Origin of the sequence: Flavobacterium laiguense, from assembly GCF_003097655.1 — a bacterium.
In the GTDB taxonomy this organism is placed as follows: domain Bacteria; phylum Bacteroidota; class Bacteroidia; order Flavobacteriales; family Flavobacteriaceae; genus Flavobacterium; species Flavobacterium laiguense.
In genome coordinates this window covers 12,487-31,254 of the sequence record NZ_QCZH01000003.1, presented here as the reverse complement: position 1 = coordinate 31,254, position 18,768 = coordinate 12,487, and the positions used below count along the sequence as shown (strand labels likewise).

17 protein-coding genes are annotated in these 18,768 nt (G+C 34.7%); 3 read left to right on the top strand and 14 right to left on the bottom strand.

The window, feature by feature from the left end; all coding sequences use genetic code 11:
• Nucleotides 1-201: 201 nt before the first annotated feature.
• From DB891_RS04275 to DB891_RS04250, 6 genes are all read right to left on the bottom strand, one after another.
• Nucleotides 202-504, bottom strand: coding sequence for a DUF2490 domain-containing protein (locus DB891_RS04275; RefSeq protein WP_223256055.1), 303 nt, complete (start codon nucleotides 502-504; stop codon nucleotides 202-204).
• Between the two features lie 126 nt (nucleotides 505-630).
• Entirely contained in the window at nucleotides 631-1,593 is a 963-nt protein-coding gene (locus DB891_RS04270; protein WP_116760943.1) for a sodium-dependent bicarbonate transport family permease, read from the bottom strand.
• 12 nt (nucleotides 1,594-1,605) lie between these two features.
• On the bottom strand, nucleotides 1,606-2,565 hold the full coding sequence (locus DB891_RS04265) for an L-threonylcarbamoyladenylate synthase (RefSeq protein ID WP_116760941.1): 960 nt from the start codon (nucleotides 2,563-2,565) through the stop codon (nucleotides 1,606-1,608).
• A gap of 8 nt (nucleotides 2,566-2,573) precedes the next feature.
• The gene (locus DB891_RS04260) at nucleotides 2,574-3,410 is read right to left on the bottom strand and encodes a DUF6671 family protein (RefSeq protein ID WP_116760939.1); all 837 of its coding nucleotides are present in this window, start codon (nucleotides 3,408-3,410) and stop codon (nucleotides 2,574-2,576) included.
• A gap of 6 nt (nucleotides 3,411-3,416) precedes the next feature.
• A complete protein-coding gene (locus DB891_RS04255) occupies nucleotides 3,417-3,698 on the bottom strand; it encodes a hypothetical protein (protein ID WP_116761290.1) in 282 nt (93 codons plus the stop codon).
• A gap of 495 nt (nucleotides 3,699-4,193) precedes the next feature.
• Entirely contained in the window at nucleotides 4,194-4,472 is a 279-nt protein-coding gene (locus DB891_RS04250; protein WP_116760937.1) for a hypothetical protein, read from the bottom strand.
• 327 nt (nucleotides 4,473-4,799) lie between these two features.
• On the opposite strand from DB891_RS04250, the gene DB891_RS04245 reads away from it, so the two are divergent.
• Nucleotides 4,800-5,453: a TetR/AcrR family transcriptional regulator gene (locus DB891_RS04245; protein WP_223256047.1), complete on the top strand. Its 654-nt coding sequence runs from the start codon at nucleotides 4,800-4,802 to the stop codon at nucleotides 5,451-5,453.
• A gap of 407 nt (nucleotides 5,454-5,860) precedes the next feature.
• Here DB891_RS04245 and DB891_RS04240 read toward each other — a convergent pair whose 3' ends face one another.
• The 6 genes from DB891_RS04240 to DB891_RS04215 all read right to left on the bottom strand — a co-directional run bounded on the left by DB891_RS04240 (nucleotide 5,861) and on the right by DB891_RS04215 (nucleotide 12,109).
• The gene (locus tag DB891_RS04240) at nucleotides 5,861-6,118 is read right to left on the bottom strand and encodes a DUF6952 family protein (RefSeq protein ID WP_116760933.1); all 258 of its coding nucleotides are present in this window, start codon (nucleotides 6,116-6,118) and stop codon (nucleotides 5,861-5,863) included.
• Nucleotides 6,119-6,231: 113 nt separating this feature from the next.
• Nucleotides 6,232-6,540: a thioredoxin family protein gene (locus DB891_RS04235; RefSeq protein WP_116760931.1), complete on the bottom strand. Its 309-nt coding sequence runs from the start codon at nucleotides 6,538-6,540 to the stop codon at nucleotides 6,232-6,234.
• A 95-nt stretch (nucleotides 6,541-6,635) separates the two neighbouring features.
• Complete coding sequence (locus tag DB891_RS04230; RefSeq protein ID WP_116760929.1) at nucleotides 6,636-7,274, bottom strand: peroxiredoxin; 639 nt, start codon at nucleotides 7,272-7,274, stop codon at nucleotides 6,636-6,638.
• A gap of 123 nt (nucleotides 7,275-7,397) precedes the next feature.
• Nucleotides 7,398-8,996: a glycoside hydrolase family 3 protein gene (locus DB891_RS04225; RefSeq protein WP_116760927.1), complete on the bottom strand. Its 1,599-nt coding sequence runs from the start codon at nucleotides 8,994-8,996 to the stop codon at nucleotides 7,398-7,400.
• A 198-nt stretch (nucleotides 8,997-9,194) separates the two neighbouring features.
• Complete coding sequence (locus DB891_RS04220) at nucleotides 9,195-10,463, bottom strand: MFS transporter (protein ID WP_116760925.1); 1,269 nt, start codon at nucleotides 10,461-10,463, stop codon at nucleotides 9,195-9,197.
• A 95-nt stretch (nucleotides 10,464-10,558) separates the two neighbouring features.
• A complete protein-coding gene (locus tag DB891_RS04215; protein ID WP_116760922.1) occupies nucleotides 10,559-12,109 on the bottom strand; it encodes a glycoside hydrolase family 10 protein in 1,551 nt (516 codons plus the stop codon).
• A 435-nt stretch (nucleotides 12,110-12,544) separates the two neighbouring features.
• Here DB891_RS04215 and DB891_RS04210 point away from each other — a divergent pair, with 435 nt between their 5' ends.
• Nucleotides 12,545-14,476, top strand: a complete 1,932-nt coding sequence (locus DB891_RS04210; RefSeq protein WP_116761288.1) for an amino acid permease — start codon at nucleotides 12,545-12,547, stop codon at nucleotides 14,474-14,476.
• 238 nt (nucleotides 14,477-14,714) lie between these two features.
• Here DB891_RS04210 and DB891_RS04205 read toward each other — a convergent pair whose 3' ends face one another.
• Nucleotides 14,715-15,938 carry an aminotransferase class I/II-fold pyridoxal phosphate-dependent enzyme gene (locus DB891_RS04205; RefSeq protein WP_116760920.1) on the bottom strand — a complete coding sequence of 408 codons (1,224 nt, stop codon included), beginning with the start codon at nucleotides 15,936-15,938 and terminating at the stop codon, nucleotides 14,715-14,717.
• 362 nt (nucleotides 15,939-16,300) lie between these two features.
• On the opposite strand from DB891_RS04205, the gene DB891_RS04200 reads away from it, so the two are divergent.
• Nucleotides 16,301-16,759, top strand: coding sequence for an Lrp/AsnC family transcriptional regulator (locus DB891_RS04200; RefSeq protein WP_116760918.1), 459 nt, complete (start codon nucleotides 16,301-16,303; stop codon nucleotides 16,757-16,759).
• A gap of 124 nt (nucleotides 16,760-16,883) precedes the next feature.
• Here the strand turns inward: DB891_RS04200 and DB891_RS04195 are convergent, their stop codons facing one another.
• Entirely contained in the window at nucleotides 16,884-18,389 is a 1,506-nt protein-coding gene (locus tag DB891_RS04195) for a hypothetical protein (RefSeq protein ID WP_116760916.1), read from the bottom strand.
• Nucleotides 18,390-18,768 lie beyond the last annotated feature (379 nt).

Here is an 18,768-nt window from a genome sequence, read left to right as displayed (position 1 = left end):
GTTTTTTTTAGGTCATATGTAATTGCTTCGCCTATTCGCTATCGCTCGGGTCGCATATATCTTCATCGGTGTTTGTATCGCAATTCCGTTATGCTCATTTCATAGGTGGTACTTTTGGCTGTTATTTTAATTCATCCCAAATATTCAAAGAAATGACATTTAATTTTATTGAAAGTTTATAATTTTAGATAAGCTACACGACTATTGCACAGCATCAAAAGACAAATGCGTAGTGAGCATAAACCCACTATTATATTGAAATACAGATTTGTCATTTATTCTTTTTCCTTGTTGCAAAATTTGACTCAAATAACCCGCTTCAATTTTTACATTTTTGTTTACTTTATAACCGACTAAAGCAGCCAGTCTATTTTGATCAAAAACATTCACTCCGATATTTTTTCCAAAACCAACAAAAATTTCATCCATTAAAACAATGCTCACGCTGTTATTGTCGGTACTTTTTTTATATACGGGAATCTCCATTCTAAACCTGTATTGTATCCTGTTCAGGAAAACCCAGTCTGTGATAGTTTCTCCATTAATTTATTATTGCTAATTTACAACAAATGAACTGATTGATTTGGTTGATAGTTTTTTTATTCTATTAGTGATTACAATTATTATTATTTAACAACGAAGAATAATAGACAAATAGATAGGCATTCCAAAAGTAATATTAAACGGAAAGGTAACGGCTAATGCCATAGGCAAAAATAAACCTGGATTGGCTTTTGGTGCTGCAATTTTCATAGCAGCTGGTACCGCAATATAGGAAGCACTTGCTGCTAGAATGGCAAAAATAAATCGGTTACCAACCTGATCGGTCACTAGTTGACTTAAAAACGCTACTACTATCCCATTAACCAGCGGTATTACAATGGCAAATACCAAGGTAGACCATCCACTTTTAATGAAATCGTCTAATTTTCTTCCACTTACAATACCCATGTCTAATAAAAAAATAGCTAAAAACCCTTTAAAAATATCAGTAGTAAAGGGTTTAATTCCCATAGCTTGTTCTTCACTAGCTAAAAAACCAATCACCAAACTTCCAAGAATTAACAAAACACTTCCATTGGTTAAAGAATGTTTTATTACAGCACTCATTTTACTCGAACTAGCTTCCTTCTTGTTGTATAATCTAATCAAAATCACTCCGATGATTATTGCTGGCGCTTCCATTAATGCCATTACGGCTACCATATGTCCGCTGAAAGTATATTTTTGAATTTCCAAAAAAGTCACCGCTGTTACAAAAGTCACCGCACTAACCGAACCATATGCTGCCGCAATTGCACCCGAATTTTCAATACTAAACTTTTGCTTTAAGATAAAAAAACAATAAATAGGAATGACAACCGCAATTAATATCCCAAATAAAACTGCCCAAATGATTTCCATATGGAAATCACTGTGCGCCAATTCTTGTCCCCCTTTAAATCCAATAGAAAACAATAAATACAAAGAAATAAACTTGGATGTATTGTCTGGAATTGCTAAATCGCTTTTCAATCTTGTGGCAATTATCCCAAGAAGGAAAAACAATAAAGCTGGATTAGTTAAATTATCTAATAGTAAGTCTAAATTCATTTTTTCTGTTTTTTATTTTTTTGTGGCGCGTTCTAATCTATCGTTAATGGATTTTCCCAATTCAAAATCTGGAAATCGTTCTGCCACAATCATATCTAAGTCCATTTTATCCAATCGATGCATTGCAGCATACAAATGTGATGTAGCTTCTTTTAAGTCTCCTTTTTCGGATAAAATTTCTTGGTGCATTACACCTGTATTTTCGATTCTCTCCTTAAAAAGCAACAATCCAATTTTTTTGTCAGGAAATCCCTTGATGAATTGCGCTACATCACTTTCTAAAAAAGTGGTGGTTGCCGGTGCGTAATGTCGTGATAACATGCCTGGCGCATCCGGAGCATTTTCTTTTTTATTTTTAATTTGAATTTTTCCAATAACTTCTTCAACATCTTCTACAGAAATAGAGCCCAATCGATACAATACAGGAATCTCATTTTCAAAACCAATTATGGTTGATTCTATTCCGTTTTGGCAATCGCCTCCGTCTAAAACCAGCTGTAATTTTTCGCTAAAATATTCAGCAACATGTAACGCATTTGTTGGACTTATCGCCCCGAAAGGATTGGCACTTGGAGCAGCTAATGGAAAATCTAACGCTTCCAACAAGGCCAAAGTTGTAGGATGATTTGGAATTCTAATAGCCACAGAATCTTTTCCGGCAGTAACTAAATCGGGAACCGACTCTTGTTTTTTCAACACCATCGTCAAAGGTCCCGGCCAAAATTTATCAGCTAACAATCTGGCTTTTTCCGGAATTTCTTTTGCTAATTCGTCTAATTGTTCCACTGATTTAATATGAACAATTAACGGGTTGAAAAAAGGTCTTTGTTTCATTTCAAAAATCGCTTTTATGGCTTTTTCGCTGTATATATTTCCAGCCAACCCATAAACCGTTTCTGTAGGAATGGCAACCAAATCTTCTTGGATTAAAATCTTGGCTGCTTTTGATATGTCTTTTGAAACTATTGTCATAATTTGTTTTAAGGATTACAAAAATCACAATACGTCGGATCTTCGGTTTTTTTTTTATGTGGATACAATTCCTCAGAAATATGACTACATTTTTTACAAGTATAAATAAAACTCAAAGTAGAACGCGTAGCCGAATTACAGCATTCACACGGCAATCCCATTTTGGCATCAGAAACCACAAATCCGGGTGTTTCGCACATAGGACATAGCGACCGAATTGAGCTTGCTAATTTTAATGTGGCTGTTTTAATCACTTTCATTCGTGTTGGATTGTATAGTGCACGCATATCGGTTTCGACATATACTTTTCCAAATTCTTTCATCATTTCATTAAAGCTTTCCTTTAAAATCCTTTCGTCAGTGATTCCTTTAACTATTTTAGAAATATCCTTTTCTGATGGTTTTAAAATAAGCCCGTGCGATGGAAATTGTACCTGAGTCGCAAATTCCAGTAGCTCGACTTCATTCTTAATTTCACTGCCATTAAAATTGGTATTCATACTGAGTTCTCTTGCTATAATTTCTAACTTATTTTTTTTATCAATAAAAATTAAAAATTCATCATCGGCATGGGCAAAAAAAATGGTGGGGTGCATCCCAAAAGATCCTTCGCTGGCAATACCTAAATCGCAATCATTCTCTTTCATCGCAAGGAGACATTTATTGCGAAGAGTCGTTAACACGCTATCTTTTCTCTCAATCTCTCCCGAAAAAGTTCCCAATGTGTCAGTGTCAAATTTATCAGAGACAAAGCAACTTACGCCTAATTCTTTTTCAAAAATCGGTGCAATCACGTTTTCCTTTTTGTGCTTAGTCGCGATAAGAAGTTTTCTACCTTTGAACATAAATTACTAATTGTCAATAAGTGAAATATTTATTTGTGAGCTAACTAACAGTCTCTTGTTTTTGGCTTTAGCCTCCGATAGTATCTTCTGTAATTTTTCAATCTCATTTTTTAGCTTAGGAATTCTTTTTTGAGCAATTTCATCGTCTTCTCCATATCGTTCCTGTGAACTCCAATTTTTTATCTTATGGAAATTTATTTTGGAAGAAAAAATAGGAATTAAAATTTCCCTCGCCTCAACTTCCGAGAAGTTACCGTCAATAAGTGTTAAATTTTCGATTCTATTCATAATTTTTGTTGTTTTTATTTGATAACTGATAAGAAGAATATGCTCCAAGTATTATTGCAAAAGACGCAAATACTTTACTGTTAATTACGTCATCTGTTGTTAAAGCCATAACAATAAAACAATCATTGCGACTATTGAAATAGCTATTTTATTACTAATTGATTCTTTTTTCTATTTTAATTACTGCTTCCAATTTTAAATCCCTTTTTTAATCTATATTATTGCTTAAATAAAACAGTTCTTTTTGTAGTAGTTTTATTTTGGACTCCCTAAATCACAATCATTTTCTTTCATCGCAAGGAGATATTTATTGCAAAGAGTCCTTAATGCACTATCTTTTCTCACAATTCTCCCGAAAAGTTCTCTATATGTTAGTGTCAAATTTATCAGAGACAAAGCAAATTATGCCTAATTCTTTTTCAAAAATAGGTCCAATCACGCTTTCATTTTTATGCTTGGTTGCTATAAGAAGTTTTCTACCTTGAAACATACTAGTTATTTTTTAAAACTTATTTCAATAGTACTGTTTACAACCAAATTTACTCCATTTGCTTCTGCAACTTCCGGTAAATTTTTAATTTTTTCTTTAGTTTCGGTGAGTTCCACTACTCGTTTTTTGGAACGAGAAAGGTTATTATTAAAACGAATATGATTACTAAAATCCTCCAGATTACGGCGGTTAATCTTACTGTTTATTAATGCCGTTAATACTTTTCCTGCTTCTGCGGGAGTAAAAACTCCATCTATTAATTTAAAGACTTGGTCGTTTTTCATTTTGTATTTAATTATTAGGTTTTAGCTTTTATACTTTTCTAATTATTCGATTTTTTTTTTGACTTTCCTTTATATATTAATTCAAAACTATTAATTGGGTCTGGCGATTCCTGTAATTTACGAATTAGCAACATGATTGTATCATTTAAATTAACACGACAAAGATAGATATAATATTATTAATGATAGCAATACTATCATTAATAATTGTAAAATAATTTTTAGCTATATTTGCCAAAGAAAGATGAGACATCTTCTTTTTAGCAATTTATTATACGAAGACCAATCAATACAAGGATTAAAATGGAGCTACAGTTACAAATAAAAATGAATGAAGCATTATTTCTGCGCAACCCTGAACAGTCGGAGTTAGGCAAGAAAATCATTAGACACAGCATTGAATTAATCTATAAAAATGGATTTGAAGCATTCACCTTTAAAAAATTAGCAAAAGACATTGGTACAACCGAAGCGGGTATTTACCGATACTTTGAAAACAAACATCGCTTACTGTTATATCTTGTAGCTTGGTATTGGAGTTGGCTTGAATATCAGATAAGCTTTCATACCAATAACATTAATGACCCCATCATTAGATTAAAAATGGTTATCAAATTATTAGCGACATCGGTACAACATGATGAAAAAACAAGTTATGTTAACGAGAGCCTATTGCATCAAATTGTTATTTCAGAAGGTTCAAAAGCATATTTAACCAAGCATGTAACCGAAGACAATAGACACCATTTTTTTAAACCATACAAAGACCTTTGTGCCGTTATTGGAAATTTAATTTCAGAATGTAATCCGAAATACAAATACCCTAAATCATTAGCTTCCACCATCATTGAAATGGCGCATTTTCAGAATTTTTTCATGAACAATCTTCCTTCACTTACCGATTTTGGGATAAATAAGGACGAGGCAAAAATCATTTCTTTTCTTGATGATTTGGTTTTCTCGAGTATTAATAAAGTATAGCCGTTGTATTTCATTAAGTTATTGAATTCTTTGTATTGTACTAAAAATGGAATTATAACTATCCGTTACTTGTTTCAAAAATACATAAACGGAGAATGGAACACGGATTATACTGATTCACTAAAGCGAAAACGCTGATAAAAACGGATTTTGATTTAGAATATGTTGAAAATAGCGGATTATTCCGCCTTCGGCAGTTGATGGATTATAATCAAATTAATAAAAAACACTCTTGGTACTCATTACGGACAGTCGTAAAATGGAATATAGCATTTGTCTTTGGGAGGAATAATTTTTATTTTAAAAAAAAACAATATAAAATAACGCTTTTTCATCGGTTTGAAAAAATAGACAAAAAAAACGCATTCCATTACAGAATGCGTTTTTTGTATGCTTAAGAAATGATTTTATTTATCGATAGATCCCAATACTCTTTTCATGAAAGTATTCAAGGCTTCTTTTTTGTCGGTTCCTTCTTTGATCAATTTATGAACTTCGAGGGCGCCGTACATGTTCGAAATTAATTCACCAATGACATCTAATTCTTCATCTTTCAATGAGGCGATTTCGGTCATGGCTTCCAGAACTTCGATGGTTTCTATGATGTAATCCTGATCGTTTTCTTCGATGAACTGGGTCAAGTGTTTTATTACAGGTAATTTCATTTTTTTTTGTTTAAAGTTTAAGTTTTAAAGTTTTCCGTAGCTATGTGCAGAACGTAGAGTTAATTTTTAATACAAACATTAAACTTTTTAGTCCTGTTGCTCAACTTTAAACTTTAAACTATTTCATTTACCAATTCGATTAAAACTTCTTGTTTGTTGGTTTGCGTTTCGTTGACCAATTTTCCGTTCACGAAAGTGGCAAAAGTAGGCAAGTTACTTACATTGGCCAGTTTTCTTGATTCAGGAGAATTCTCGGCGTCAACTAGAACAAAAGAAATTCCGTCATTTTCTGAAGCCAATTTTTTGAATTTTGGTTTCATAATTCTGCAATTTCCACACCATGAGGCCGAAAATTGAACTACTACTTTTTCGTTTTGCGCTATCAAAGCCCCTAACGTATCTTCGTTTAATTCGATTAACATAAATTTTTCAATTTCAATTTCAATGTCAATGGCAAAATTCTATGGCAATTTTAAAATATTGAATATTAAAATTGCCATTGTTATTGCTATTGAAATTAGTTAAGACTTAAGTATTCAGCAGTACTTTTTCTATCTGCATTCATAGCTTCTTTACCAGCTTCCCAGTTTGCAGGACAAACTTCACCTTTTTCTTGAATGTGCGTATAAGCATCAACCATACGTAAATATTCGTTTACATTACGACCTAGTGGCATATCGTTTACGCTTTCGTGGAAGATTTTTCCAGTTTCGTCAATTAAGTAAGTCGCTCTAAAAGTTACATTAGAACCTTCTACGATTACTGAATCGGTTTCTTCGCTATACTCAGTTGAATCAATATCAAGAATTCCTAAAATGTTAGCTAAGTTTCTGTTAGTGTCAGCAAGAATTGGGTAAGTAACACCTTCAATTCCACCATTGTTTTTCGGAGTGTTTAACCACGCAAAGTGAACTTCGTTAGTGTCACAAGATGCACCAATTACGATAGTGTTTCTTTTGTTGAATTCTGGTAAAGCAGTTTGAAAAGCATGTAGTTCAGTTGGACATACAAAAGTGAAATCTTTTGGGTACCAAAACAAAAGTACTTTTTTGTTGTTTTTTGTAGCTTCCTCAAAAATATTGATTTTCAAATTATCACCCATTTCTGAGATAGCGTCTACTGCAATACTTGGGAATTTTTTACCTACTAATGACATATTTATTAATTTTAGTTATTTAATTTTTTTAATGGTGCAAATATAAGGGTTATAAAAAGACGCTTTTAATAAATTTTGATTATTAATATTTATTTAACGATAATTTATAGTTATTATAAGGCTCTAAAGTATTGATAATACAACGGGTATCTTTCCTTTGCATTCCGTATCTTCTAATAATTGTTCGGCCGCTACTTCCTGAAATTCTGTAAAATCTTGATACATTTCGACTATTCCGATAGTTTTTTCTAGATTTGGAATCACTTGCAACGCAAAGGGGTTTCCAAAAACATGCAAGACACATTTCTTGGTTTGAAACTGCTGACCTAAAAATTCCAAAACCGAATCTTCGATGTCAAAATTATTCAGCGGTTTGGCTTTGGGAACAAATAGCGAAATGATTAGGGTATCAAATTCTGCAAGTTTTTCAATAAAGTTAGTAGTTACTAAATCATTTCCAGATTCTACTGCAAATTCTGCTGAGGGCAACTTGATTTTCAAAGCATTGAAAAAAGGATTGTCTGTACTTTTGTAAATACTAATTTTGGCTAGACGCTCTCTGTTTTTGGCATCAAAAACAATAATTGAACTGTTGTTGTCTTTGATTGCCGTAATGCAATTTTGGGCTATTTTTTTATTTAAATCGGAAGTGATTTTAAAGTCAAAATCTCTAGAAATAGTCCGGTTCAAATCAAAAAGTCCCGCTTTCTGTTTGCATTTCATGATGCGATTGTAACTCGCTTCAATACGTTCGGGAGTTGCATTTTTTAGGATTTTCTGAATACCTTCGGCTACGTTTTCGGCAAAACACAATACATCATTTCCCGCGTTGAAAGCTTCCCATTCCAATAAGCCTTTGGTGTCGTATAATTTAGAAACACTATGCATGTTCAAAGCATCTGAAATCACCAAACCATCATAACCCAATCGCTCGCGCAAAAGGGATTCAATGATATTTTTGGATAAAGTAGCCGAGGTCTCTTTTCCGTCGTTCAAAGCGGGAACGGCTAAATGTCCGATCATAATCGAATCGACATTATTTTCGATCCCTTTGATAAACGGAACCAATTCGTTTTCTAATAACTGTTCTAAATTCTCGGTTAAAACGGGTAGTCCCAAGTGTGAATCGACATTGGTGTTTCCGTGTCCGGGAAAGTGTTTCAGACAGCCCAAAATCCCAACATCGGACATGCCGCGAAGGTATTCTAAAGCAAAACGAGCTACTTTTTCTTTATTGGAACCGAAAGAACGGTACCCAATTACGGGATTGTTGGGGTTGTTATTGATGTCGGCCAAGGGAGCCAAATTATAATGAATACCCGCAGATTTTAGATCCAAACCGATTTGTTTTCCCACTTCGTACACCAAACCAATTTCGCTGTCGGGCAAAGCACCAAGCGTAATGGCATACGGATATTGCGGTGTTTTCTCCACGCGCATGGCCAAACCCCATTCGGCATCAATGCTCATCAATAGGGGAGTGGTGGCGCACTTTTGGTAACGTACAATCAGGTCTTTCAATCGCTGAAAACTATCGTCGTTGAACTCGACTTTTTTCTTAGTCTCATAATTTGTTGCTGCACTAGCTCTGCTATGAAAAAAGGTCAATCCGCCGATGTTATGTTCCTTGATTAAGCGTTCTGTTTCTTGTATATTCTCTTCGGTGTCGTTAATGAAAACGGCAGGAAAAAAGAATTGTCCTATTTTTTGTTGTAGTGTCATTTTGAGCTTTTTTCTAAGTTTCTCTCTTAAGAATTTTAAAATTGATGCTCGCAAAGGCGCAAAGGCGCAAAATGGAACGGATATCAATGTTCTTAAATAGATGAAATTTTATTATTAAAATCCAAATATATATTTAGTGTTTTCTCTTTGCTTCTTAGCGACTTAGCGAGAAAATAAAATAATAATTTATGTGAGAATTTAAACTTTGTTTTCTTCCGATCTCTTACCAAAATCAGCTGGATATTTTAATAATTGAGATAAAATCAATCCTGGAATAGTGGCACAAAATACCCAGATAAAGAAATTGCCGTATCCTAAATATTCTTGTATAAAACCACTCGCCATACCGGGAAGCATCATACCTAGAGCCATGAAGCCAGTGGCAATAGAGTAATGAGCTGTTTTTGATTCGCCATCAGCGACATAAATTAAGTACATCATAAAGGCTGCAAAACCAAACCCGTATCCAAATTGCTCGGCAATAACTGTGGCATAAATATAGTACACAGAAGTGGGATGAAAATGGGCTAATAAAATAAAGCCAATTATAGGCAAGTGCATCGCCAGAAACATAGGCAACATCCATTTGCGTAAACCTCCTTTTGAAATGGCTATTCCGCCTAGAATTCCACCTACAACAAGTGCTGCAACTCCAAAAGTTCCATATATGATTCCCACATCTTCGGTGGTTAATCCCATACCGCCTTTTGCTTTTTCATCGATTAAAAAAGGTGTCAACATTTTTAATAATTGAGATTCTCCCAATCTGAAAAGCAAAATGAAAGCCAGTATAATTCCGATTTGCTTCTTTTGGAAAAAAGTGGCAAATACTTCTCCAAAACTTACTTTAGGTTCTGTTTCGGCAGTAGTGATTTCTTCGACTTTCGGAGTGGTAAAAAAGTTGTAAACCGTTAGAAAAGCCATAATCAATGCCACAACAATCATGGTGTACGACCAAGCTTTGGTTTTGTCTCCGAATTTCTGTTCGAGGAATCCCCCCAGAATTACGATTAATCCATTAGCGGTAAGCATCGAAAGTCTGTAAAAAGTACTTCGAATTCCTAGAAAAAAAGACTGTTGTTCTTTGGCCAAAGCCAACATGTAAAATCCATCGCTAGCCACATCATTAGACGCAGATGCAAATGCCGCCACCCAAAAAAGCGCCAAACTCAACATAAAAAAATGATTCATCGGAATGGTCAATCCTACAATGAAAAACGCAATGGCAATCACCAATTGCATTGCCAGAAACCATTTTCGTTTGGTGGCATACAAATCGATAAACGGGCTCCACAACGGTTTGATGACCCAGGGTAAATACAATAAACTGGTGTACACTCCAATATCTTCATTGGCAATACCCAAATTTTTATACATGATCACCGAAACCGAAATAATAATGGCATACGGAAAACCCGAAGCGAAATTTAAAAAAGGAATCCAATACCAAGGTTTATTGTCTTTCATATTTTTTTATATTGTTTAATAGTTTAAATTGTTTATGGTTTAGGGTTTAAAGTTTAAAGTTGTTTAAACTTTAAACGTTGAACTTTTTTAAACCCTTACTTCGTTTGTGTTTCTACTTTTAAGTCGATTATGGTTTCAGGGCTTTCATTGGCATAATAATCGACAAAAGTAAAGGCAAAGGCGGTGTTTCCTATTAATTTATAACAAGGCACTTGAATATTAAAATCGGTACTGTCTTCCTGAACCGCTATTTTTTCCAGAATTTGGCTGGCATCATTGATGTTTATTTTAGACACCTCTTTTGCACCATAGACTACAATATAACGCACTTTCGTGTTTATTGGTTTCTGGAAAGTAATGTAATAGTTTACAGTGTCTTTTGTAATAGAATTGATTGCTAAGCTATCTGAGATTTCCTTTTTAAAATGGGGAACAGGCAAAGGGAGTGCGGGATATTTGTACTCATATTCTTTTAGTATTTTAACGACATCAAGGTTTTTGTTTATAAAACACTTGGCACTAAAAAAGCCATTTCCCTGTACATTTTCATAACTGCGAGTGAGGTCAATTTGATTGGGAATTTCATAAATGTTGTTCCACTTTTTATCCGAATCGGTTTTGATTTTATACGAGCTGTTACCTATATAAAGCGCAGTATTGTTTGGAGTATTCTCAGACCACCATTTTATTAATTTAGCGTAAGAAGCGGTTTTGTGATCAATGCTCCAATAGAGTTGCGGAACGATATAATCGATCCAGTTGTTGTTCATCCAGTCTAAAGGATCGGCATATAAATCATCGTAATTGGTTTGGCCCGAAACGGTATCAGACCCTTTTGGATCTACTGATTTGTTACGCCAAACCCCAAACGGGCTGATGCCAAATTGTACCCAAGGTTTTATATTTTTGATGGTAAACGAAATGTTTTTTACAAAAGTAGACACATTTAAACGCCTCCAATCCCCCAAGGAAAGTCCGTTTCCTAGTTTTTTATAGGATACACTATCGTTAAACTCGATACCTTTTATTTTATAGGGATAAAAATAATCATCAAAGTGTATGGCATCAATATCATAGTTTTTGACTACCTCTTCGACCACAGCCGTTAAGTGTTGTTGTACCTCAGGCAAAGCAGGATTGTAATAATATTTTCCGCCATATTCGATCATCCATTCGGGATGTTTATAAAAATCGTGGGAGTTACTCAAAAGCTCCGTTTTCAAGTCAAAAGTGGCACGATAGGGGTTAAGCCATGCATGAAATTCAAAACCTCGAGCATGAGTTTCGGTAATCATCCATTGTAATGTGTCATAATAGGGTCTAGGAGCTTGTCCTTCTACACTGGTCAAATAACGAGACCAAGGAGCCAATGTTGTTGGATATAAAGCATCACCCACAGAGCGTATTTGAACAATTACGGCGTTGAAATTTAATTTTTTGTAGGTATCTAATGTTTCAATAAAGTCGGCTTTTTGTTTTTCAACCGAATCCATGTTGTTTTTTGGCCAGTCAATATTAACCACAGTGGCAATCCAAACGGCTCGAAATTCATTTTTTGGGTGCATTTCTCTTTTTTGGGCATGACCAATGACACTAGTAAACAGGAGAAATATAAGGTGGAGTGCAAAGGACTTCTTTGAATTCATTTTCAATCTTTTTATAAAGAAATCAAAAGTAGTTTTTTTAGCTAAGTTTATTAAATTAATTGCTAATAAAATTCGGCTTAACGTTTTTGTTTTGCATTATTAAAAAAAAGAATGATAATGCGCCTAATCATCAACAATTGGATTGTCTGCTTTTCTATTATTAAGGTTCGATTTACATTTTTTGCAATTTTGAACTTTTTTAAATAAATATTGAATTATATTTTGTTTACATGTGTTTTATAAGTGTATATTTGACTTTATTTAAGCTTAAAAAGAGAAATATAGTTTTTATATCATAATATTATAAAAAAATAGCATCTAGACTTTAAAGATTAAATTTGTTTTATATATTTGGGCTTTAAAATTTTTGCTTTTTTATTTAAAAAATATTGCAAAAAATACAATATATTAGTTTATAACGATAAAATTTACAACATGGCATTAAAAGGGCTTTTTAGAAAAAAAACAGTTCAAGATATTTTAAAACAGGTCGAGAAAAATAATCTCGAGGGGCATGATGCTCTAGGAAAACACTTGACTGCCAAAGATTTAACAGCATTTGGGATTGCAGCCATTGTAGGTGCCGGTATTTTTAGTACCATAGGAAAAGCTAGTTTTGATGGGGGTCCTGCAGTAATCTTCTTGTTTTTGTTTACGGCTATTGCTTGTAGTTTTGCTGCTTTTGCTTATGCTGAGTTTGCTTCGATGGTTCCAGTTTCTGGAAGTGCTTATACCTATTCCTATGTTGCTTTTGGGGAATTAATCGCTTGGATTATTGGTTGGGCATTAATTATGGAATACTCTGTAGGGAATATAACGGTCGCCATATCGTGGAGTGATTACTTTACGAGCTTGCTCTCCAGTGGAGGAATCGATTTGCCCCAATGGGTACAAATGGATTATCTAACAGCTTCAAACGGCTTTAAAGATGCTACAGCCCTGATGGAAGCCGGAAAGTCTTTTGAAAATTTGAGTTTGGGAATGCAAAATGCCTATACAGCTTGGAAAACATCTCCGATGATTGGTTCTTTTCATTTTGTAGCCGATTTACCGGCACTATTGATTATTGTTTTGATTACTGCCTTAATTTACCGTGGAATGAAAGAATCCCGTAATGCTAGCAATATTATGGTAGTGGTTAAGCTTTGTATCGTTCTTTTGGTAATTGCCGTGGGTATATTTTATGTAGACACTACCAATTGGCATCCTTTTGCACCGAATGGAGTTTCGGGAGTTTTAAAAGGAGTTTCGGCAGTGTTCTTTGCCTATATTGGTTTTGATGCTATTTCGACTACTGCCGAAGAGTGTAAAGACCCACAACGTGATTTGCCAAGAGGGATGATGTGGGCTATTATTATTTGTACGATTCTATATATTGCCATTGCACTGGTTCTTACCGGTATGGTAAGTTATAATACCTTGAATGTAGGTGATCCATTGGCTTTTGTATTTGATCAATTGCATTTAAAATGGATGTCGGGAATTATTGCCGTGAGTGCTGTAGTGGCCATGGCGAGTGTTTTGTTGGTTTTTCAAATGGGACAACCGCGTATCTGGATGAGTATGAGTCGAGATGGTTTGTTGCCAAAAAAATTCTCTACTGTGCACCCAAAATTCAAAACACCTTCTTTTGCCACAATCGTAGTTGGTTTTGTAGTTGCGGTTCCTGCTTTATTTTTGAATTTAACTATGGTAACTGATTTATGCAGTATCGGAACATTATTTGCTTTTGTATTGGTATGCGCTGGGGTTTTGGCTTTGCAAAATAGAACTGATATTCCAAGAGGAAAATTCAAAACGCCTTATGTCAATTCAAAATATATTTTTCCTTTATTAATTGTGATTGCTTTGGTTTTCTCTTTTGGATACAACAAAAAAGCAACTATGGGTTTCATTACCAATGAAACTAAAATTAACGATTCGGAGTTTATTATTACTTCTTTGAATAAAGAAGAGACGCAAAAAGTGTATGATTATTTGGTAAGTATTGAAGGAAAAACAAGTACTACCGAAAAACCGGATGTAGAGCATTTGTTGAGCCAATATCAAGAGGATGATGCCAAGTATGCTTCTGTGGTTGCAGGATTGCCTATTTCGGATTCAGTGAAATATGAAAGTGGATTTGATTTGTTCAAACACAAAATACCAATGTGGATTTTCTTGATTGTTATCGTTGGATTGGTGTTTTGGTCATACAAAGAAAACTTGTCTTTAATTCCGCTTTTGGGTTTAATCTGCTGTTTGTATATGATGGCCGAGTTAAGCGTTTGGAACTGGATTTACTTTACTGTTTGGTTGCTGTTTGGATTGGTAATTTACTTTGGCTTCAGCCGAAAAAACAGTAAACTGAATTTGAAAGAAAGCTAATATAGAATGTTTTCAATAGAAAATTCCCCTCAAAAAATATTTTTTGAGGGGATTTTTTATGTCTGTATAATGCTAAAAAAAGGTTATTCGTTTTTAAAATAATTTAACATGTACAGTGTAATTTTGTTATTTCGACAAAGGATAAATCGCATAATCTGAATAACTTGTTGTGATTTCTCCTTCGTCTAAATGAAACAGTGAGTATGCTTAATTAAACAGTATTGATATTTAATCGGTATTACATTGCTGCAGAATTACTTTGTAAAACATGAAGTTCAACTAAACATTCTTTCATCATTTGATACGTTCTCTCGATGTCGTTATCCAATCCAATAGAGAAACGAATTAAACCATCGGTCAATCCCATTTCGATTTGTTCTTCCATAGGGATTTCGCTGGAGGTCGAGGTGCCCGGCGCGCTAAACAAGGTTTTGTAAAACCCTAAACTCACGGCAAGATAGCCTAGATTTTTGGCCTGCATTAATTCCATTACTGCGTTTGCTTTTTCCAAAGTTCCCATGTCTAGGGTCATCATTCCTCCAAAACCATATTCTGGATTAATCATGCTGGCGTACAATTCATGACTCGGATGACTTTTTAAACCCGGATAAACCGTTTTTATTCCATCTTTTTCAAAGCGTTCTGCAAGATATTGTGCGTTATGACTGTGTTGTTTCATACGGATGTGCAAGGTGCGCAAGTTTTTCATCACACTGGCCGAGCGTAAACTATCCATTGTTGGTCCAAGAAGCATACTCGCGCCACTATTCACATTCTTCAGACTATTGATGAAATCTTGCGATGCACAAGTCACGCCACCCACTGTATCACTACTTCCGTTAATGTATTTTGTCAAGCTATGAATCACTATATCAGCACCCAATTTTGCAGGTGAAACAGATAGTGGGGAGAACGTATTATCCACCACCAATGTCAAATTGTGTTTTTTGGCAATTTTTGATAATCCCACAATATCAGCCACTTCAAGCAAGGGATTACTCACCGTTTCGCAATACAATACTTTGGTTTGTGGAGTGATCGCTGCTTCAACCACAGCTAATTTTGTGATGTCGACAAAGGTAGTATTGATACCAAACCTTGGCGTGAAGTTTTTTAGGAACGCATAGGTTCCTCCATAAATGGTTCGGCTCGACACAATATGGTCGCCCGATCCGCAGAGTTGCATTAGGGTAGGCGTAATTGCTCCCATTCCCGAAGCCGAAACATTGGCCGTTTCGGTTCCTTCCATAGCCGCTAGGGCTTTGTCTAAATACAGATTACTTGGAGACGAATGACGAGAATACAAATAACAGCCTTCCATATTGCCCTCAAAAGTGTCGAACATGGTTTTGGCCGAAAGAAACGTATAAGTCGATGAATCGGAAATCGATGGATTGACGCCGCCAAATTCGCCAAAATACTGTAGATCCTGAATGTTGTCTGCTGGATTGAAATTTTTCATAGTTTTTTTTAATGGTTATTTTTTTGTTAGGAGCTATTCCGATAGCTATCGGAACCGCTTCCCGATAGCTATCGGGACGTTTCAATCTTTTCTTTTTTTAAAGGAAAAAAAGAAAAGGATTTTCACTACTATCGGGGCTAGGGCACTTTGGTGGTTCAAAGTTCTTAGTTCAAAATAAAAACTTTACGGATTAATAATCAACAGTCATTCAAAATATTAGATTTTAAAACTAAAAAACTGTATATGTGTAAATTATTTTTCTAATTTTAGAGTCTGAATAATAATTTGCTAGATTTTATTTCAAAATAGAGAATAGAGAAAACCGACAACTGATAACTGATAACAGATAACAAAAAAAAACAATGACACTCGACGCCACCGACAAAAAACTATTGTACTTACTACAAACCGATTGCAAGAAAACTACCAAAGAACTGTCCCTAAAACTCAACCTTTCGGTTACCGCAGTTTATGAGCGCATCAAAAAACTGGAACGCGAAGGCATTATAGACAAATATGTGGTTTTGCTCAACCATTCGAAAATCGAAAAGGGATTCGTGGTTTTTTGCCACCTCAAACTCGTTCAGCATACCAAGGAGTTTATTGATACCTTCGAGAAGCAAGTGGTGCAACTCAAAGAAGTACTGGAATGCCATCATGTAAGCGGCGATTATGATTATATCCTAAAGATCGTGGTAAAAGACATGGAAGCGTACCGTACTTTTTTGGTAACTAAACTCACTACACTGGAGCATATTGGGAGTACCCACAGCACGTTTATGATTAGCGAAGTCAAGAACACCACGGTGGTGGAGGTTTAGACTTCATGTCATAGTGGTTTAGTTCAAATTACTTTCTATAAAAAAATGCAAAGTAGTAATGAAACTACTTTGCATTATTAAAAATTGATTGAGCAATTTTTTTTGCAAAAACAGGGCTGATTTATTATAATGCAGCTCTATTTTGTGCTGTAGTTGCTCCTGGCCATAAAATTTGGGCTCCCACAACATATGCCAATTGTGCTGTTGCAGATACTGGTGTTGTAGTTCCTACAGGTGACATTGTTATAGTTACAGTTTGTTTTTGGCTGTCTTGAGTGGTAACACATTTATAATAGGATTGTGATCCTCCACCTAGAGGAATTCCTAGAAATGATACTCCCCAGCTTGAGCTTTCTTTGAATATAGATTGAAAAGCAGCATAATCAGCATTGCTGTATGTTAGGCTAATTATGGGCTGCTGGCTAATCATTATTCTTGCCAAAGTTCCAAAATTTCCATTTACACCGAAGTTATAGCTAGGTGTTGGAGAAAATTTATAACCACTTTGATCTGTGATTGGATTGGCGGCATCTTGAATTGGATCTGGATTCCACCATCCGCAACCTGTAGAAATATCATAAGAACTAGGCTTAGGAGTAACGGTTGTAACTCCGTTAAAAGTCATAGTTACCGAACAAGTTGTTAAGTTTGATGCAAAATCATACATGTTGTAGCTTACTCCAGCACTTGCGTGAAAGCCTAGGAAAAAATTAGAACTGCCAATTGAAGCTTTCCCTGATGCAGAAACTTGTACCTCAGTCGAAGAATAGTTGGATGTTTCTAAACTTACTGAAAAACTCTTTCCAGTACCCGAAGCAGGTAAAAGATTATTCTGAATCACCGCAGTCGATTCCATTATGTCAATTTTTGGTACAATTTGAGTCACACCAAGATTACTAATGGTTTGCATAAATCCTGGGAGAACACTAGTAGGCTTTGTAGCTGGATTTACATTGTTTCTAGTTTGATTCAATTGATTGTTAAAACTCACTACAGCATTTTGGATATTTGCCACAGAACTTGAATTTCCTAAATAAGTCATCAAATCATTTACTACAGTATCACCACCTATTGGAATATTAGGTAATAAAGCCATTGGGTTAGTACTATTTCTAAACTGAGAAAGAGTAAGTCCAGGATTTCCCCAACCAATGACTTGAGTCATTATATAATTTAATTGTGCTGTTTGTGTGTTAACCACTGTGGAAGGAAATTGGCCAAAAGTAGCTATCCAATCCAATATTGTGGTGTTTACGGTTGCCGCATTTGCTAAATTTGCCGCATTTAATTTGCCTGCATCTTGAGAGCCTAAAACATAAGCCGTTGATTGCAGGACATTAAAATAGGAAGTAGTTAAAGCGCTACCGTTTGTGCCTACATAGTCTTTTTGCGAAGCAAATATATTGTTTAGCCAGTTGTAGGTGGATTCAACAAAATTTGTTCCTGATTGCCAAAACCAAGGAAAATCACCTATAGAACTTTCGTTAACAGGGATTAGATTTGGCATGTTTAATGCAGAAGCTACAGGAGCAGCTCCAATTTGAATTTGATCAAAAACCAAATTAGCTAAATCAGATGTAGAAATAGCTTCTAATTCTAAAACTTCATTTTTTGGGTTTACATTATTCATAAATTTTGTTTTAATATTTACCTACTCTATAAGCTTTTCGGTTACCGCTTGTTAGATATTAACATTTCAAATTTATAAAATCAGTTTGCAGAAAAAACACGTATTAATACCTGTTTTTAGCATTATAACTAATTGTTTTTGATTAGTTTACGTTTTGGTAACACTGTTGGAATATTGAATTGAAATTTAAAATTGTTTTTTAAGGAGGCTTGTGTCACTATGATTCAGGATGTTTTTTTGTGTTCCTAAATTGTGTGCTTAAGCTGTTTGTTGCATTTGATGTGATAGTTTGTGAATTTGGGAAACTACTCTTTTTGATTAATGAAGTAAAATGGGGATGTAGTTTGATTTGATAATTCCGGTTGATAATTAAAAGTTT

Coding starts and splice junctions, on each gene's coding strand:
- DB891_RS04240 (WP_116760933.1), bottom strand. CDS start 6,118: ATGAAATTACCTGTAATAAAACACTTGACCCAGTTCATCGAAGAAAAC.
- DB891_RS04260 (WP_116760939.1), bottom strand. CDS start 3,410: ATGTTCAAAGGTAGAAAACTTCTTATCGCGACTAAGCACAAAAAGGAA.
- DB891_RS04195 (WP_116760916.1), bottom strand. CDS start 18,389: ATGAATAATGTAAACCCAAAAAATGAAGTTTTAGAATTAGAAGCTATT.
- DB891_RS04235 (WP_116760931.1), bottom strand. CDS start 6,540: ATGTTAATCGAATTAAACGAAGATACGTTAGGGGCTTTGATAGCGCAA.
- DB891_RS04205 (WP_116760920.1), bottom strand. CDS start 15,938: ATGAAAAATTTCAATCCAGCAGACAACATTCAGGATCTACAGTATTTT.
- DB891_RS04215 (WP_116760922.1), bottom strand. CDS start 12,109: ATGAATTCAAAGAAGTCCTTTGCACTCCACCTTATATTTCTCCTGTTT.
- DB891_RS04250 (WP_116760937.1), bottom strand. CDS start 4,472: ATGAAAAACGACCAAGTCTTTAAATTAATAGATGGAGTTTTTACTCCC.
- DB891_RS04230 (WP_116760929.1), bottom strand. CDS start 7,274: ATGTCATTAGTAGGTAAAAAATTCCCAAGTATTGCAGTAGACGCTATC.
- DB891_RS04220 (WP_116760925.1), bottom strand. CDS start 10,463: ATGAAAGACAATAAACCTTGGTATTGGATTCCTTTTTTAAATTTCGCT.
- DB891_RS04200 (WP_116760918.1), top strand. CDS start 16,301: ATGACACTCGACGCCACCGACAAAAAACTATTGTACTTACTACAAACC.
- DB891_RS04265 (WP_116760941.1), bottom strand. CDS start 2,565: ATGACAATAGTTTCAAAAGACATATCAAAAGCAGCCAAGATTTTAATC.
- DB891_RS04270 (WP_116760943.1), bottom strand. CDS start 1,593: ATGAATTTAGACTTACTATTAGATAATTTAACTAATCCAGCTTTATTG.
- DB891_RS04225 (WP_116760927.1), bottom strand. CDS start 8,996: ATGACACTACAACAAAAAATAGGACAATTCTTTTTTCCTGCCGTTTTC.
- DB891_RS04245 (WP_223256047.1), top strand. CDS start 4,800: ATGAATGAAGCATTATTTCTGCGCAACCCTGAACAGTCGGAGTTAGGC.
- DB891_RS04210 (WP_116761288.1), top strand. CDS start 12,545: ATGGCATTAAAAGGGCTTTTTAGAAAAAAAACAGTTCAAGATATTTTA.
- DB891_RS04255 (WP_116761290.1), bottom strand. CDS start 3,698: ATGAATAGAATCGAAAATTTAACACTTATTGACGGTAACTTCTCGGAA.